The following is a 16,945-nucleotide window of genomic DNA, read 5'->3' as shown; positions in this document are numbered from 1 at the left end:
TCATTTGCGTTCACAAAGTAGATTTTAAAAACTAATTTTTCTATAACTAATTTACTTAAAATAAGTCGTATAACGTCTCAAAACCCAACCCTGCTCTAGTTCACCGTCAATTTCAACTTCTACTAACAGCCAAGATTTATCTGACTTATCCATAACTCTCACTATAGTCCCAATAGGGATAGTATCAACTATCGTTGAATTCTTACCCAAGTTATCACGAAAATTTAAAGTATTTACTGTTGTAACTCGATGTCCTTTTAGCGCTCGTCGGTCAACTAAGGGAAGAGGTGATCTAATAAAAGACTTTATCTCTCTAGAAGTCTCTAAATTTTTTGATTCTTCTTGGAACTGCTGAATATAATTAACGCTTACGCTACTAGCCATACCAATTATGTACTGTAATAAGATGACGGTGCAGATGAAATGTAAAATCTTTTTAGCTTTCTCTGAATATAAACTAAAATCTTTGCCTGACTCTATTTCATCGCTTAAGTCGGAATCAATTTCAGAAATTGGCTTGCTAGAAAAATTAGTTATGTCTTCTTGCGTCAAATTAGTACTTATGACCTCTTCAAACTGAACGTCATTTAGTCTAAATATTGATTGGAAGGACTCAAAGTTGCGTAACGAATCAAACTGCTCAAAAAGACTTGAATATTCTGATGAGAATGAATTAGCCAAAGCTACTTGAGCTTGTAGCTCTCTTACAAGTTTAAAAGATTCGCTTGCTTCAAATGAGGTACGCACTGCATCAAAAGTGCTTCTATATGGTTCTAACGAATCCCTGATTAGATTTACTGATGACATCATATTTTCATATACACTAGTTCCTCCTGTACTTTGTATCAGGCTCTCTCTCACAGACATGAGACTATTATTGTAGGCACCCATCCCCTTTTTCATTTCAAGAAAATTATCTTGCACGGCCATTGCTTCTGGAACTCTCAACTGAGCATTCATTGCTACTGCAATATGGTCTACAACACTGCTGGAAGCCAAATCTACTGGTTGAACAGCTTTTCTTGCAATATTTACAGCTGGGTTAAGATGCTCATACTGGTTTGCTATCTCTTGTATACTGTTTAATTTTTCAAGCTGGTAGGATAACGGGTTCATTTGACTCTGAACTTTATCAAACATTTCTAACATCGATGGTAGTTTGTATTCTTTTCTAGGTTCTTCATCCATTTCCAAATTCCTTTTATTGAACCGTTTTTAATTGTCCAAAATCAATTTTAAAGATAGCATAATAGTTAGTGAGACAGAGCACTAACCTTTACTTGTCTTCTACTTCTTTGGGTAATAAAAAAAACACCCAACCAAGTTGAGTGTTTTTATTGCCATATTGAGCTGACATGACCATCCTAACCCAATCAACACTTAGCCACACGCCCAGTCAAACTGATCGTTCAGCAAATCAATTTGCCCATTACCACCACCCATATTGGCATCGCCAAACTCTTCTTCAAACTCAATATAAAAAGGGCTAAATTCTGGCATACCCTGAATGGGATTAGCTGTACCACCAAAATGACTTTTTGCATGAAACCTATCAAGCTTTAATATCTCACCTTTTTCAGAGAACATCGGAATATAAGTATTCTCATCACCTTCATCTGGCCACTCATCAAGCATTTTTCCGACATTAGGATCATCTATTCGGACAACGTGCTGAATAAACTGAGCAGGTGCATCTTTGACAAAGCAAGTGCTACTCCACTCTTCAATTTCATAGTCTGGATATATACCATTTTCTTTGTTAGGCAGTGTTGTCGTTTCACCTTCAAACTCCTCCTTGGTTAGCCAAATCAATGCCCAGCCACCACCAATCATATCTTCAAGATAGATTTCTTGAGGGTGACGATGATTAGCATAGCGACTCAGTGACGCCCAAAAATTCTCAGCGTCTGTATGATTTACCTCAGTGAGATTAGCAATCATATCTTCAACACCATCTACCCTATCTTCAACATGATCATCCGCTTGAAAAAGCGATATTGCCACGAGATCTTTCCCTTTTACGCGATACGCTTCAGGCACTAATATCGTCCATAAGTGCGCCATCGGTAGACCGTTAATCCTGCTTCGCGGCCATTGATCCGTGGCAATACCGACTGGGCGACCAAAAGCCCAACCTTGCCCATGATCTTTATCCGTTAGTTCCAAATCATATGCTTGTTTTAATGGTTCCATCACTCTTACCTCGCCTCCTTAGATCAACCTTATTTATTAGAAGTACTACACTATCCAGTACCACTCAGGCGCGAGTAAGTAGGTTATACCGCCCGAAAGTAATATAAGTAAGAGAGTAACACCGATTGAACCAATCCACGACGTGCCACCTTGCTTGGCTAATTGTTCATTAATTACAGCCGAATCTGCATGAGTCTCCGTAATCTTCGTAATTTTTTTAACACTGTGTTTAAGATAAAAGTAATTACCTGAAACGCCTGCTAGGCCAGCCCATGCTCCTATAAAAACAGACTGCCCTAACATATTATATTTTTCCATGCCCAACAAATACATTAGAGTTAGATCAACGACTGTTATACCAAGTATGATTAAAAAGGCGGCTAGATACATTTTTCGATAGCAAAACCAAAAAGAGCCCAAGAAAAAACCAGCTAGATTGAAACTTTGGAAATTAATTTTTTTATTATCAGTACTTAAAGTAGGTTTATGATTTTTAAACCATTTATCACGGTAAAAACTGTCATACTTGTCACCGACGAAGGCTGCCAATAAACTATCAGCTGTCTGAGAGTCAGATGATGGTGTGTTTTGCATGCTTTGCGCATCTTTAGAAATATTGACCGCTGTTAACGGTGGTGGTGTTTGTCCTTGAATGTCAGACAGATTGTGTCCACAGTTTGAACACAAAGGCGCTTCATTTGAGTTTTCTTGACCACAGTTATTACAAAGCATCTTATCCCTTAGTTTTACTGAACAGTTTGTAGTTTTATCTCAACTTCAATGATAAATAAAACCGATTAAAGTCGACCATATTATAGACAATAAAGACAAATGTTCAATAAAAAACTGGGGTATTTGCAACTATCTGATGATTTTGAGCAATAAAAAACACCCAACCAAGTTGAGTGTTTTTTCATTGACGACAAGCTGTATATCAATTCAAAAAATCTGAGTTGAAAAGCTATTTAGATAAGTTTACGTAGTCTAAGATGGTAACAAGGCAACCGAGCGCAGATAGTACGTGTTTGTACATCTAGCGAGGTTAACACCGTTACCGTTTAGAATACTTAAACGATTTATTCCCACTCAATCGTCGCAGGCGGCTTACTCGAAACATCATAAGTCACGCGTGATACTTCAGCGATTTCATTCATAATGCGGTTCGATACCGTCTCGATCAAATCATATGGCAGATGCGCAAAGCGAGCCGTCATAAAGTCTACGGTTTCAACCGCACGTAGCGCGATGACCCATGCATAGCGGCGGCCATCACCGACCACACCGACAGATTTGATAGGTTGGAATACAGCAAATGCTTGCGCAGTTTTGGCATACCAGCCTGAACGCTCAAGCTCTTCCATAAAGATGGCATCAGCTTGACGCAAGATATCTGCATATTCTTTGGTCACTTCACCCAAAATACGCACGCCCAAACCTGGACCTGGGAACGGATGGCGATTGATCATTTTAGGCGGCAAGCCAAGCGTGATACCCAGTTTACGTACTTCGTCTTTGAACAAATCACGTAACGGCTCAATCAGCTTGAATGCCAAGTCATCTGGCAAACCACCAACGTTATGATGGCTCTTAATCACGTGTGCTTTGCCTTGATGCGACTTAGCAGATTCGATAACGTCAGGATAAATCGTACCCTGTGCTAAGAATTCAACGACTTTGCCATCGCTCTGCTCGCTTACTTGACGGGCGCTTTCGGCGAATACGTCAATGAACGTTTTACCGATGATTTTACGTTTGGCTTCTGGATCAGACTGGCCTGCCAATGCGTTTAAGAACAAATCTTCTGCATCCACACGAATCACTTTAACGCCCATGTTTTCTGCAAAAACTTGCATCACTTGGTCGCCTTCATGCAAGCGCAATAGACCGTTATCGACAAATACACAAGTCAGCTGATCGCCGATTGCTTTGTGTAATAGCGCGGCTACGACTGAGCTATCAACACCGCCTGACAGACCTAGCAATACTTGCTTGTCACCGATTTGCTCTTTTAACTGGGCGATACGCATATCAGCGATATTGTCTGGCGTCCAATCGCCTGCGCAGTCGCAGATGTGATGAACGAAACGACCAAGCAGCGCTTGACCTTGTAGAGTATGCGTCACTTCTGGATGAAACTGTAGACCGTAATATTGCTTGTCGTCATTGGCCATAATCGCAATCGGACAGCTTGGCGTACTGGCGACGATATCGAAGCCTTGTGGTGCTTCAATCACTTTATCGCCATGACTCATCCAGACATTGAGCGTGCCAGCCGCATCTTCGATACCATCGATCAAGGTAGAAGTGCCATTGATGTTGATCGTCGCTGCGCCAAACTCATGGATATCACTGGCATGAACCTGCCCGCCAAAACGATCTGCCATCGCTTGCATACCGTAGCAAATACCCAGTACTGGTACGCCCAAGTCAAACACCACATCATTGATACGCGGGCTATTCTCTGCGTGTACGCTCTCAGGGCCGCCTGACAAGATGACGCCTTTGGCACCAAAATCAGTAATGCGCTGAGTGTCGATATCAAAGGGTAGCATCTCACAAAACACCCCAGAATCGCGCACACGGCGGGCGATAAGCTGGCTGTACTGCGAGCCAAAATCGAGGATAAGAATGCGGTCTTGCTTGATAGTCGGTATTGCAGAAGTGGCAGCGGCAGTGGTCATAAATCGATGTCCATCAATAAATAAATTGGTGGCCTATTTTAACAAGTTTACGCCCTCTATTGGCTATTAGATGCGTAATTGTTCGCGATTATTGATGGTTATCGATAATTATTAGTGAATATTGATGATTATTCGCCAAAGACGATAATTTTTTATTATACAAATGACGAGTACGTATAAAAATTTTGTTTATATTGTGATATGCTCGAATGATAAGCAATTTGGCTTTAATGCGATAGATTTAGTATCGTTAGCTCACGCTCATTACCAGACATTGGGCGGTCGCTAAATTGGCTCTAATTATTAACACCATATCTCAATCCAAACCTAAATAAAAGTGATAGTCGGTTCAAGATAATTTGGATACAAGGAAGACGAGTGAAGTGTCTACAGGATAGTAGACTGAGCGCGCCTGACCTCGCATCCGATTTATATAGGATTTGACTATATAATAAATCGAAAGGCTAACTCTCTATGAGCAAAATCAAATCCCTTATCCGTAAAAGTCCTGAATCTGACCAGTCTGCACCTATCGCCGTAAATTCTGATAATAAAAATATCGATAACGTCAGTGTAGATAGCGTCTCAAAAGATAATACCTCTTTAAATACCCCCATCGAACAAACGCGCTGGAATGGTTGGGGCAATGTCAGTATCAATAAAAAAGTCTCGCCACATGGCGCAAAATTGATCAAATCGCACATCGGCAAAACCAATAAGCTAAAGTCTGTGAGCTTGCAACAAGTGCTCAAAACTGTGCCCAAATCGCGTTTACCTACTGCCCTTACCGATCTTGAGACGGTATCTATCGATAGTGAAATTAGACTCAGACACGCGCGTGGGCAAAGCTTCCCCGATTGGATCGCTATGCACGGTGGTGACTTTGAAGTCTTCCCTGATGGTGTCGCTTTCCCTGAATCGACTGATGATGTCGAGCAATTAGTTAAATTAGCCCAAGAGCATGATCTTATCGTCATTCCTTTTGGTGGCGGTACGTCAGTCGTCGGTCATATTAATCCGCAAAAGGGCTCGCGTGCCGTATTAACTATCGCTATGAGCAAGATGGATCAGCTGATTGACTTAGATACCGAGAGCCAAATCGCAACCTTTGGTGCGGGTACGCAAGGGCCTGCGGTTGAGGCACAATTGGACGAGCACGGTTACCGTCTAGGACATTATCCGCAGTCTTGGGAGCTGTCAACCCTTGGCGGTTGGATCGCCGCGCGCTCTAGTGGTCAGCAGTCGTTGGGCTACGGGCGTATCGAGCAAATGTTTGCGGGCGGTACGCTAGTTACCCCACAAGGTGTGCTAAATATCGCTGATATTCCAGCGTCATCGGCAGGGCCTGATTTGCGTGAGATGATGATGGGCACCGAAGGTCGTGCTGGCATCTTTACGACAGTCAAAATGCGCGTACAGTCACAACCAGAAGAAGAGCTATTCAAAGTTGCTTTTTTACCCAATTGGGCAGCAGGTAAAGCCGTATTAAAACAAGCGGTGCAAAGTAATACTCGCCTGTCTATGCTACGCCTAAGTAATGCGGTCGAGACTGACGCTCACTTACATCTGGGCACTACGCCTAGTCAGTTTTTAGCGATTAGCACTTATCTAAAAGCGCGCGGACTCAGCTCAGATAAAGTCATGCTGACTTATGGCGTCTCAGGTGACAAAGCACAGAATAAATTGGCACTTACCCAGTTCAAAAAACTACTAAAGCAGCACGGCAGTATCACGGGTAAGCTAACCGATATCATGGGCAATATCTGGGCACATGGACGTTTTAAGTTTCCTTATTTGCGTGGTACGTTGTGGGAAAAAGGCATCATGGTCGATACCTTTGAGACCGCGACCAACTGGATTAATATCGATGAGCAAATGGCGCAGATGCAAGAGGCGGTGAAAACTTCGCTCGCGGATGAAGGCGAGGAAGTCATGGCCTTTACTCATATCTCGCACGTTTATAAACAAGGTGCCAGTCTTTATACCACTTACTTCTTCCGCGCGGCAAAAGATCACGCTGCTACCTTAAAACGCTGGCAAAAAATCAAACATGCCGCCAGTGTTAGTTTGGCTAATGGTACAGCCACGATATCGCATCAGCATGGCGTTGGTCGTGATCACGCCCCTTATCTTCGCGCTGAAAAAGGCGCGCTTGGCCTACAAGTTACCAGTGATATGATCAAAAGCTTAGACCCTGAACAACGTATGAATCCGGGCGTTTTACTTGAAGAGTGATTGCTTAAAAAGAGGAGTGATAAGTACTATAGCAATATTTTTTAAGCAGCCTCTGTCTAGCACAGCACGCAGCACGCAAGAAAAAATCATTGCTGTCACACACCGTAATCATCACGCTTTTTTGTTTAAAACTGCCTATGTCATATCAATGGATAACTAAGATGAATCATCTATGAACCAAACCACACAACGTGAGCAAGCCCTAGCGCCCCTATCTCGATCACAGATTTGGGATATGCTCATTATTGGCGGCGGTATTACTGGTGCTGGGATTGCCCGCGAAGCAGCGCGGCGCGGCTTGGCGGTATTACTTATCGAGCAAAAAGACTTTGCTTGGGGCACGTCTAGCCGCTCTAGTAAAATGGTACATGGTGGGCTGCGCTATATTGCATCAGGCGACTATAAAACGACTTTGCTTAGCGTGCGTGAACGTGAGCGCATGCTGAGTGAAGCTGGCGGCTTGGTCAACGAGATGCATTTCGTCATGCCGCACTATAAAGGCAAGTTTCCACCGCCTTGGATATTCAATACTTTGCTTCGTGTCTACGATAAGCTGGCAGGCAAGCGCTATTTTACCTACTTTAAAAAGGACGCTTTTTTGCGTCTGAATCCTCATATCAAGCAAAATAATTTTTTGGGTGCCAGTCAGTTTAGCGATGCCGTTACCGATGACTCACGACTCGTGATGCGCGTGCTGGACGAAGCGATACATGACGGTGCACAGGCGATTAACTATTTAAAAGCTGAGACGTTACTCACTAATGAGCAAGGATTGGTGGTAGGGGCAGCGCTAAAAGATACCGCTGATTCAGATTCTATAGCTAACAATGCTCAGACTTATAACGTTCATGCCAAAGTCGTGGTCAGTGCGACGGGCGCTTGGGCAGATACGCTACGGATGCAAGCCAGCCAACAAACCGAGCAAACCTTTAATAAGCAAATTCGTCCGTCTCGCGGCAGTCATTTGGTGGTTAGCCAAGAGCGCTTACCGCTTACGCAAGCTTATACCTTCTTGCACCCTGTCGATAAGAGAGCGGTGTTTGTCTTCCCGTGGGAGAACCGCACCGTCCTTGGTACCACCGATTTAGATCATCCACCGTTAGGCGATGAAGAGGTCGGCATCACCAGCGAAGAGGTGGACTATCTATTAACCGCGACCAACGATCTCTTTGATGACGTCAACCTAAACCGAGAGGATGTGATCAGCACTTGGGCAGGCGTGCGTCCGCTGATTTCTGAGGGTGGCGATGGTAAGCGCGTCAGTCCGAGCAAAGAAAAACGCGACCATAGCGTGTGGCTGGATAATAACCTAGTGACCGTCAGCGGTGGGAAGCTGACGACCTTTCGCCTGATTGCTCTTGATGTCCTTAAAAAGTGTCAAGAAGTGCTTGCCCTTGATGAGTCAGTTATTCAAAACAACAACCTAGACAGCGACCAAGTCTTTAGCAATCAAATCCCAACCAATCCTAAATTTGCGACCTTGCCAGAACCTTTACAACAGCGCTTACAAGGGTTTTACGGTCTACAACTTGATAGATTGCTTGAACTTGCCCATGATGAAGACTTAGCTTACGTCACCGATAGCAATACCATTTGGGCGGAGATTCGCTTTGCCGCGCATTATGAGCAAGTGATTCATTTAGATGACTTACTATTGCGGCGCACGCGCTTAGGCTTAATCCTCCCGCATGGCGCGATGACGCCATTAATTAGCGCCAGACTGAAGCCAATCTGCCAAGAGGCGCTGGGATGGGATGAGCAAAGGTGGCAGCAAGAAATTGAGCGCTATCAAAACTTATGGCAACGCTATTATCATCTGCCTGCGGCTTAATTTTTTTAAAGTTACGTTGATATTCAAGGTCAGTGCTACTGGGATATATTTTGCGCAGCCTCTGGAGTTTTGAGGTCGCACAGCAAGCAAGGAAAATGTATTTCAGTAGCACGTTTTGACGTTTATGATTATCACCACATAGTTAAGGACAACTATGACCACTCTTGATGACCCGATTTATTTCTTAGCTATCGATAACGGCACCCAAAGCGTCAGAGCGCTTATCTTTGATCAATTCGGCACTGAGATCGCCAAAGCCCGTGTGCCTATCGAGCCATATTTCTCTAATCAGCCCAACTATGCCGAGCAGCATGCCGACTATTATTGGCAAAAGCTCAGCGAGGCATGTCAGCAGTTATGGCAAAGCTGCGATGTCACCCCAGCACAAATCGCCGGTGTCAGTCTCGCGACCCAGCGCTATACGATGATTTGTTTGGATAAGGATAAACAGCCGCTGCGCCCCGCTATCGTCTGGATGGATTTGCGCCGCGCTGAGACCAATGATATTGGTTTCCTAAGTCCATTGACCAAAATCATCGGCATGGGCGAGCTAGTACAAGAAGCTCAGCAAAAAGCGCGCTGTAATTGGCTCGCGCAAAACGAGCCTGAAATCTGGGCGAAGACTGCGCACTATGTCAATCTCTCCGCCTACCTCACTTATCAGCTCACAGGCGAACTCGCTGATTCGACAGGTCATTCGGTTGGCTACCTGCCTTACAACTTTAAAGCACAAAAGTGGCTAAAACCCACAGATCTCAAATGGCGCTTATTCAGTTGTACCTCTGATCAAATGCCCAAAATTATCTCGCCCGGTCAAAAGCTCGGTCAAATCAGCGCGGCAGCCGCTGAGGCCACAGGTATTCTACAGGGCACACCGATGATTGCTGCCGCCAGCGATAAAGCCTGCGAAGCTCTGGGGGCAGCGGGTCTCGCTACCGACACGGCCTGCTTAAGCTTTGGTACCACTGCCACTATTAACACCATCTCTACCGATTACGTCGAAGTCCTCAAGCACATGCCCGCCTACACCGCCGCCGCGCCAAACTATTACAACCATGAGTATATGATCTATCGTGGCTTTTGGATGGTCAGCTGGTTTAAAGAGCAGTTTGCTCACTACGAGGAGCAGCTGGCGCAGACTCAGGGTATCGATACCGAAAAGCTCCTCGACCAAGCGGTCAAAGACATTCCAGCAGGGTCTATGGGTCTGATGATGCAGCCGTATTGGTCGCCCGGTGTTCGTCATCCGGGGCTTGAGGGCAAAGGTGCGCTCATTGGCTTCGGCGATGTGCACACGCGGGCGCACGTTTACCGCGCTATCTTAGAGGGACTGGCCTACGAGCTTAAACTTGGCTTTGATACCATTGAGAAGCGCACGGGCAAGCCCATCAAACACTTGCGCGTCTCTGGCGGCGGCTCCCAAAGTGACTCAGCCATGCAGCTCACAGCAGATATTTTTGGCATGCCTGCCTACCGACCGCATACTTATGAAGCCTCAGGCTTAGGCGCTGCCATCAACTGTGCGGTGGGTCTTGGCGTTTATCCTGACCATTTAACCGCGACACAAGCGATGACCCATTTGGGCGATGAATTCTTACCCATTGATGCCAATGTCCAGCTGTACAAGCGCTTGTATAATGAAGTCTATCTAAAGATGTACGAGCGCTTACAGCCCTTGTATCATAGCATTCAAGACATCACTGGCTACCCTGCCAAATGAGATAAAACATCTGCGTCAGCCTAACCTTAATCTTGATTAGGCGTTATGGCTTGCGTTGCTGTTTAACTGTCATCACTACTTAAGGCTGTATAAATACGATTCAAGCCTTCTATCAACACCGCTTGAGGACAGGCCACGTTAATACGCATTTTAAGGTGTCCCTCATTACCATATTTGACACCAGAATTTAGCTCAACTTTAGCGTCTCTAAGCGTGTCATAAAGCGTCTGATCATCCTCGCCATACGCCGAGCAATCTAGCCAGATTAAATAAGACGCTTCTGGGCGCATCACCTTAATCTTAGGTAGATGCCCTTCTAAAAATTGTAGGGTTAATTCAATATTGGACTCAATATAACCAAGCGCCTGCTCAAGCCATTCACCGCCCTGTTCATAAGCACTACGCATAGCCGCATAAGCAAATAAATTCAGCTCATACTCGTCATTTAATTGCTGCTGTTGGCTGATTTTTTTGATTAATGACTCATCTTTAGCAAATATCAGTGAGCCTTTGATACCAGCGATATTAAAGGTTTTGGTCATAGAGGTAAGGCTTACTACCTTGTGCTCATAACCTTTTGCTAGCGTCAAAAAAGGCGTGAATGTGTGACCTTGTAAGGTTAAATCCTGATGAATCTCATCGCTGACAATCGCTACATTGTGCTTTTTGCAAACCGCAAGCAGCGCTTCTAGCTCCTCTTTCCTCCACACTCGTCCACCCGGATTGTGCGGATTACAAAGGAGATAAAGCTTAACCTTATGCTCAACTATTTTGGCTTCGATATCAGCCAAATCAAGTTGATATTTACCCTCAATTTCTTTTAATGCAGAGGTCACCAGCTTGCGACCGTTTTGCTCCACCTTAGTCATAAAGGGTGTATAAATGGGATCATTGACCAATACCGCATCCCCTACTTCAGTAAATACGCTCATCATCAGTGCGAGGCTTGGCACGACACCGGGTGAGAACAAAATATGCTGCTCATCCAACCGCAAATCATAACGACTACCATGCCAGTCAATAATCGATTTATACAAAGCCGCAGTGGGTTTGGTATAGCCCAATATGCCATGCTGCGCAATTTTCTCAATCGCGTCTAATATCGGCTGGGCGGCCTCAAAGTCCATATCCGCCACCCATAGTGGAATCGTGTCATCGGTATAGTGCCATTTGACTGACCCCGTATCACGCCTATCGATTATCTCATCAAAGTTATATAGCACTGACATTCTCCTAACAGATAGTGGTCACTTATTATAGTCTAGATAATAGCGTTGTCTTTACTGTTTGAATGATTAGGACGCGCCCTAGCAGTCTTAGTCTCTTTCAACCGTACTTATCTATTCATCGGCTTAAACGACCTTTAAGCAAATAATGCTAACAATAGTTAGATTTCTATCAAACATTAATGTTACATTTATATTGCGAATTCTGAACAATATCTAGGGCGTATCATCAATTAGCACATGGATACATTTAGTGGTCTTAAAATGGCTAAATTTAGCCAAACATCGTCAGAAATATTGTCAATATGTTCACGTTTACGGCAATTTCTTCCTTGTTTGGCTGCAATTTTCCTCATTTTAAGCCTCACAATCTAAATGATGACACGCCCTAGTCGTTTACGTCAGAGTACGCTGATATGACGAGCGTTAAGATAGACATTGACCTCTACCAACCAATTAGCCCCGAGGGCTTTTAAAAAAGGATATAGCATTATGAAAACGGATTTTCTACCATGCTCAGCACTAAAAATTAGTGCGCTTACCCTAGCCATTGCCGCTGCTTCTTTGAGTACTTCCGCTGTGATGGCGGCTGAATGTCAATTAGGCAGTGGGGACACAGGAGGCGCAACCAGCTTTGGGACAGATGCCCTAGCTTGTGGCCCGAACACCAGCGCCTTTGCCGACAACGCCACCGCAGTGGGTCAAAATGCGTTTGCGTCGGATGAAAACGCTGTGGCGATCGGTAACACTGCCTTCGCCTCTTTTGAAAATGCTACCGCTATTGGTGCGAACTCACAAGCTGACGGTGTCGATGCCGTAGCACTTGGCGGTGGTGTATCTGAAAATGGCTCGCGCGCAGGTGCGCAGGCATTAGGCAACTCGACAACTGCCATTGGTGGCGAAAGCTTAGCGAACACCCCAGGTGCAACCGCTTTGGGTTGGCAGGCAGAAGCTTCTGGGGCTATGGCTACCGCAGTCGGTCATCAAACGACCGCATCAGGCGACCAAAGTTTTGCTGGCGCTGAAGATGCCGTGGCTTCAGGTACTAATGCGGTTGCGATAGGCAACACTGCCGTTGCTTCAGGCGATGACGGCGTGGCGATCGGCGGTGACAGAAGTGGTGTACGTCAGACGACTGCTTCGGGTACTTCTTCAACGGCTATCGGTGCGCAGGCGCAGGCCACTCAAGCGGGTACTACTGCGGTAGGTTGGCAATCAACCGCTAGTGCCGAACGTGCGCAAGCATTCGGTCATTTAGCCAATGCAAGCGGTGTACGCTCTACAGCAGTTGGTGAGGCAGCCGCTGCTCAAGGCGAAGCGTCGGTAGCGTTAGGTAATAAATCCGTGGCAGGTGGCACCAACGATACCGTCGCCATCGGTAACGCGGCAAACGCAGGCATGAACTCAGCCACTGCAGTTGGCGGTCAAGCCAATGCTGCAGGATTAGGCTCTACCTCTATCGGTTGGCAGTCAAAAGCAACTGCCGAACGCGCGCAAGCATTCGGTCACTTAGCCAATGCCAGCGGCGTACGCTCTACTGCTGTCGGTGAAGCAGCTACCGCAGCTGGTGCTAATGATACCGTCGCCATCGGTAACGCGGCAAACGCTGGCATGAACTCAGCCACTGCAATCGGTGGTCAAGCCAATGCAGCAGGATTGGGTTCTACCTCAGTGGGTTGGCAATCAAAAGCAACGGCTGAACGTGCACAAGCATTCGGTCACTTAGCCAATGCCAGCGGCGTACGCTCTACTGCTGTCGGTGAAGCGGCCAGCGCTGAGTCAGACAACGCCATCGCTATCGGTAACAACTCAGTCGCTTCGGGTCTTGATGGTGTGGCCATTGGTGGTGATAGAAGTGGTATCCGTCAAACCACAGCTTCTGGCACTTCTTCAACGGCTGTCGGTGCTCAAGCTCAAGCTACTCAAGCGGGTGCTACCGCGGTAGGTTGGCAATCGACCGCTTCTGCTGAACGTGCACAGGCTTTCGGTCATTTAGCGAATGCTAGCGGTGTTCGTTCTACGGCAGTAGGCGAAGCGGCAGCAGCTCAAGGTGATTCTTCTGTAGCAGTGGGTAATAAATCTAGTGCTAGTGGCGCAAATGCTATCGCTATCGGTAATGGTGCAACAGCAGCAAGCGACAACCAAATCGTCTTAGGTAATGCCGGTCAATTACAAGCCAGTACGGGATCACAGTCAGGCGCAACCAACATAGTCACTACCGATGCCAATGGCACGTTAGGCGCTAGCGTCTCTGTCAACTCTTTGGCTACTGCAAACCAGCTAGCCAACACAGATGCTCAAGTCGCCAACTTAGGCACAGCCTCAGTTAGCAACGCGAGACAAATTAACGATCTACGCAACGAGTACAACCGTCAAGAAGATCGCTTAGATGAAGCGGAAGACGGTATCGCAATGGCGCTAGCGCTCGAGACACCAGTCATTCCTTCAGGCAAACGCTACGCCATGACCATTGGCACAGGCTATTATAATAGTGGCTCAGCACTGAGCACCTCATTTGCTGGACGCGTGAATGACAGCATGACGATCTCAGCGGGTGCAGGATTTGGTCTTGATACTGGTAAAGTCGGGGCACGTGGCGGGGTAACCTTCGCTTGGTAAATGGCGCAAAAATATCGACTCAACCAATCGCTATTTAACTCAATAAAACCTCGCGATTGCGGGGTTTCTTGCGGTATGTCTATTTTACTTATTACTGCACGTACTCTTTAATCACACCAACCAGCCTTTTGGGCTTTTAAAAAGGATTTACTCATGAAAATGGACTTTCTACTACAATCAACACTAAAAATTAGTGCGCTTACTCTCGCCATTGCCGCCACTTCTGCATGCACTGCTATGGCAACAGGCGCTGAGGCTCAACCTGTTACTGCAAACGCTCAAATGATGGCAAACGCTAACTCTACTGCCATTACTTTAGGCAATAGTGCTATGTCTAGCGGCACTAACGACACAGTTGCTATCGGTAATATGGCCAATGCAGGTCTGAACTCAGCAACCGCTGTCGGTGGTCAAGCCAATGCCGCAGGTCTAGGCTCAACGTCTATCGGTTGGCAGTCAAAAGCCACTGCCGAACGTGCACAAGCCTTTGGTCATCTAGCCAATGCTAGCGGTGTTCGCTCTACCGCTGTTGGTGAAGCCGCCATGGCTGGTGGCACCAATGACACCGTCGCTGTCGGTAATAAAGCCAATGCAGGTCTAAACTCCGCAACGGCTGTCGGCGGCGAAGCCAATGCCGCAGGTTTAGGCTCAACGTCTATCGGTTGGCAGTCAAAAGCCACCGCTGAACGCGCGCAAGCGTTTGGCCATATAGCCAATGCTAGCGGTGTACGCTCTACCGCAGTTGGTGAAGCGGCAGCCGCACAAGGTGCAAACTCGGTAGCGTTAGGCAATAAATCTATGGCTGGCGGCATAAATAGCATCGCTATCGGTAACGGAGCAATGGCGGCGAAAAATAACCAAGTCGTCTTAGGTAATGCTGGACAAGTGCAATCTAGTACCGCAGCACAGTCAGGTACGGTCAGAATCGTCACTATCGATGACAATGGCACGTTAGGCACTATGATGGTTGACTACTACAAGTCGGCTAAATAGTCATAGTCAATCAGAGCCAAGTTGCTAACGCTGGTGCAGTTACAAACAGTCATACTTGATAAGTTAGTAATATTAGATAAAGCAAAAAACCTCGCGATTGCGAGGTTTTTTTGGTTGGTATGGTTAGTTTATATGATGGGATTTCGAAGTACCGCGTTAGATTTCGTGGTTATTAGAGTTATTATAAAGTTGGAGCCAATCCTGCCATTCGCTATTATCTGCTTGGATAGCCTTAAGAAACTCTCATTTAAGAGAGTTTCTCTTGCAAGCCTAAAATTGCACTGCAATTTTTTTACGGCTCTCATGTCAGGGCTAAAACGCGCCTTCATGACAAAGTTTAATTTAAAGTCAGACTTTACTTATCTTTCAGTTAATTAGGCGGATCTAGAAGATTAAGTTGTTCAGCTTTAACACCATCAACTGCCTGTTCTTCATCAACGACGTTATCTTCAACAACATTATAACCTTCATCAGGTAAAGGATGAATAAATCCACGATTCCGCCATCTTGCTACGACTAAATCATCGAAAGTAACATTATCTAAGGTTAGTCCATCAGCATGATCAGTGATAATAATTTGTGGTTCTATACCTGTTAAATCTTTAGTATCTGTACAGAACTGTACTAACTGCTCGAAAATATTTTTTACTGATTTCATATCAGCATCAAGGTTTTCAGGCTTACCCCTTTTTTTAACAAGCTCTTTAGCATCAAACTTGTTTGAATTGTCTTCTATGTTTGCAGGAAAATATACTTGAGTAGGTTGATCAATAAATAAAATAGGAGGTATAACTGATTTATCACCTATCTTACAAAAGTATCTATGCAATGCTAGAAATAATGAAAGATGGCTATATAGCCAATTCGCACCACTACCCATAGAGCGTAAATATACTTTCTCATCATCGTCTGTCTTGTAGTAAAGATCAAAATTTAATAATGAGAACTTTAAGTTGATAGGTTTATAATCTTCTTCAAAGTCGAATTTTTCGCCTATCTTATTCATTTGTTTATTGATATACGTTTCAGCTGTTCTTATTTTACTATCTACATTAAACTCTTCTTTTAATTGAGACTCAATGTATTCTATATCTTTAATAATACTGTCATAACCTCTATCATTAAAATCACTCAAACTATCAAGACTTTCCAAATACTCCTCTAATCTACCTACGTATCTACTAGCTTGATTATCAAGATCTTCTTTATTTTTCAACTTCTCTTCGATAGATCTAATTTCAGCTATTTCTTTTTTTACTTTCTTAAGCTTGCCATCAATTTCTTTAATTTCTGAGTCTAACTCAGCTTTAGTATGTCTAAATGAATCAACTTGATAATTCGTCTTTGATAACTAGACCTCTTGCAAAAGTAGTTTCAAACCTCAAAGTATATAACTGAATCCTAAATATTCAATAGACATGCCAAATATAGCCAAACTACTTGAACA

At 45.0% G+C, this 16,945-nt stretch carries 11 protein-coding genes; 5 read left to right on the top strand and 6 right to left on the bottom strand.

Annotation, left to right across the window (positions count from 1 at the left end):
- Window positions 1–51 precede the first annotated feature (51 nt).
- The 4 genes from RH96_RS03925 to guaA form a co-directional block, all read right to left on the bottom strand.
- Window positions 52–1,188 carry an SH3 domain-containing protein gene (locus RH96_RS03925; RefSeq protein WP_010197576.1) on the bottom strand — a complete coding sequence of 379 codons (1,137 nt, stop codon included), beginning with the start codon at window positions 1,186–1,188 and terminating at the stop codon, window positions 52–54.
- A gap of 192 nt (window positions 1,189–1,380) precedes the next feature.
- Window positions 1,381–2,193, bottom strand: a complete 813-nt coding sequence (locus RH96_RS03920) for a hypothetical protein (RefSeq protein WP_010197574.1) — start codon at window positions 2,191–2,193, stop codon at window positions 1,381–1,383.
- Between the two features lie 45 nt (window positions 2,194–2,238).
- On the bottom strand, window positions 2,239–2,925 hold the full coding sequence (locus RH96_RS03915; protein WP_081501572.1) for a DUF2628 domain-containing protein: 687 nt from the start codon (window positions 2,923–2,925) through the stop codon (window positions 2,239–2,241).
- Between the two features lie 344 nt (window positions 2,926–3,269).
- Window positions 3,270–4,874: a glutamine-hydrolyzing GMP synthase gene (guaA, locus tag RH96_RS03910; protein WP_010197571.1), complete on the bottom strand. Its 1,605-nt coding sequence runs from the start codon at window positions 4,872–4,874 to the stop codon at window positions 3,270–3,272.
- A gap of 474 nt (window positions 4,875–5,348) precedes the next feature.
- Between guaA and RH96_RS03905 the strand changes: the two genes are divergently transcribed.
- The 3 genes from RH96_RS03905 (at window position 5,349) to RH96_RS03895 (ending at window position 10,660) form a co-directional block, all read left to right on the top strand.
- Entirely contained in the window at window positions 5,349–7,109 is a 1,761-nt protein-coding gene (locus RH96_RS03905; RefSeq protein ID WP_010197569.1) for an FAD-binding oxidoreductase, read from the top strand.
- Between the two features lie 172 nt (window positions 7,110–7,281).
- Window positions 7,282–8,940, top strand: coding sequence for a glycerol-3-phosphate dehydrogenase/oxidase (locus tag RH96_RS03900; protein ID WP_010197567.1), 1,659 nt, complete (start codon window positions 7,282–7,284; stop codon window positions 8,938–8,940).
- A gap of 154 nt (window positions 8,941–9,094) precedes the next feature.
- Window positions 9,095–10,660, top strand: a complete 1,566-nt coding sequence (locus tag RH96_RS03895) for an FGGY-family carbohydrate kinase (RefSeq protein ID WP_010197565.1) — start codon at window positions 9,095–9,097, stop codon at window positions 10,658–10,660.
- A 62-nt stretch (window positions 10,661–10,722) separates the two neighbouring features.
- On the opposite strand, the gene RH96_RS03890 is transcribed toward RH96_RS03895, so the two are convergent.
- The gene (locus tag RH96_RS03890; RefSeq protein WP_010197563.1) at window positions 10,723–11,889 is read right to left on the bottom strand and encodes a MalY/PatB family protein; all 1,167 of its coding nucleotides are present in this window, start codon (window positions 11,887–11,889) and stop codon (window positions 10,723–10,725) included.
- Window positions 11,890–12,378: 489 nt separating this feature from the next.
- Between RH96_RS03890 and RH96_RS14520 the strand changes: the two genes are divergently transcribed.
- Both RH96_RS14520 and RH96_RS03880 read left to right on the top strand, forming a co-directional pair.
- Entirely contained in the window at window positions 12,379–14,505 is a 2,127-nt protein-coding gene (locus tag RH96_RS14520) for a YadA-like family protein (RefSeq protein ID WP_010197561.1), read from the top strand.
- A 153-nt stretch (window positions 14,506–14,658) separates the two neighbouring features.
- Window positions 14,659–15,498, top strand: a complete 840-nt coding sequence (locus RH96_RS03880; RefSeq protein ID WP_010197560.1) for a membrane protein — start codon at window positions 14,659–14,661, stop codon at window positions 15,496–15,498.
- A gap of 370 nt (window positions 15,499–15,868) precedes the next feature.
- Here RH96_RS03880 and RH96_RS03870 read toward each other — a convergent pair whose 3' ends face one another.
- Window positions 15,869–16,714: a DUF3732 domain-containing protein gene (locus RH96_RS03870; RefSeq protein ID WP_010197556.1), complete on the bottom strand. Its 846-nt coding sequence runs from the start codon at window positions 16,712–16,714 to the stop codon at window positions 15,869–15,871.
- Window positions 16,715–16,945 lie beyond the last annotated feature (231 nt).

The organism is Psychrobacter sp. PAMC 21119 (assembly GCF_000247495.1).
GTDB classification, from domain to species: domain Bacteria; phylum Pseudomonadota; class Gammaproteobacteria; order Pseudomonadales; family Moraxellaceae; genus Psychrobacter; species Psychrobacter glaciei.
The sequence above is the reverse complement of the archived record's forward strand: the minus strand, read 5'-3'. Positions and strand labels throughout refer to the sequence as shown.

Bases quoted from the DNA above. Each gene is read 5' to 3' on its own strand.
- RH96_RS14520 (WP_010197561.1), top strand. From the start codon at position 12,379: ATGAAAACGGATTTTCTACCATGCTCAGCACTAAAAATTAGTGCGCTT.
- RH96_RS03925 (WP_010197576.1), bottom strand. From the start codon at position 1,188: ATGGATGAAGAACCTAGAAAAGAATACAAACTACCATCGATGTTAGAA.
- RH96_RS03890 (WP_010197563.1), bottom strand. From the start codon at position 11,889: ATGTCAGTGCTATATAACTTTGATGAGATAATCGATAGGCGTGATACG.
- RH96_RS03895 (WP_010197565.1), top strand. From the start codon at position 9,095: ATGACCACTCTTGATGACCCGATTTATTTCTTAGCTATCGATAACGGC.
- RH96_RS03880 (WP_010197560.1), top strand. From the start codon at position 14,659: ATGAAAATGGACTTTCTACTACAATCAACACTAAAAATTAGTGCGCTT.
- RH96_RS03905 (WP_010197569.1), top strand. From the start codon at position 5,349: ATGAGCAAAATCAAATCCCTTATCCGTAAAAGTCCTGAATCTGACCAG.
- RH96_RS03920 (WP_010197574.1), bottom strand. From the start codon at position 2,193: ATGGAACCATTAAAACAAGCATATGATTTGGAACTAACGGATAAAGAT.
- RH96_RS03900 (WP_010197567.1), top strand. From the start codon at position 7,282: ATGAACCAAACCACACAACGTGAGCAAGCCCTAGCGCCCCTATCTCGA.
- RH96_RS03915 (WP_081501572.1), bottom strand. From the start codon at position 2,925: ATGCTTTGTAATAACTGTGGTCAAGAAAACTCAAATGAAGCGCCTTTG.
- guaA (WP_010197571.1), bottom strand. From the start codon at position 4,874: ATGACCACTGCCGCTGCCACTTCTGCAATACCGACTATCAAGCAAGAC.